Source organism: Nesterenkonia haasae (assembly GCF_010119385.1).
Taxonomy (GTDB): domain Bacteria; phylum Actinomycetota; class Actinomycetes; order Actinomycetales; family Micrococcaceae; genus Nesterenkonia; species Nesterenkonia haasae.
In genome coordinates, this window is record NZ_VFIE01000009.1 from 1 (window position 1) to 545 (window position 545).

The 545-nt window shown below is 64.4% G+C and carries 1 protein-coding gene; it reads left to right on the forward strand.

Annotated features, from left to right (window positions below):
• A partial coding sequence (locus FH975_RS00030; RefSeq protein WP_202922921.1) for a glucan biosynthesis protein occupies window positions 1-545 on the forward strand: 545 nt, incomplete at both ends.

Genomic DNA, 545 nt, shown 5'->3' on the forward strand with positions numbered 1-545 from the left:
AATTCCCGGATTTCATCGCCTACTACCTGGAACAGCCATCGGCTGATTCGGACACGATCGTGGTCTACGGCCTGCTGGATTCACCCAGCGTGGCTGGCGCCTATCGCTTCGCGATCACCAATGGCGACGTGCTGCTGATGGACATCGACAGCGCGCTGTACCCGCGCAAGCCGATCGAGCGGCTCGGCATCGCACCGTGCACCAGCATGTACCAGGTGGGCGAGAACGACCGCCGCATGGCATGGGACTGGCGCCCGGAGATCCACGATACCGATGGCCTGTCGCTGTGGACCGGCGCTGGCGAATGGATCTGGCGGCCGCTGCTGAACCCGCGCAACCTGCGCTTCAACATGTTCGTGGACCGCAACCCGCGCGGCTTCGGCCTGCTGCAGCGCGACCGCAATTTCGACCATTACCAGGACGACGGCGTGTTCTACGAGAAGCGCCCGTGCCTGTGGGTGGAGCCGAAGGGCGAATGGGGCGAGGGCTCGGTGCAGCTGGTGGAGATTCCCACCGTGGACGAGACGTTCGACAACATCGTGGCG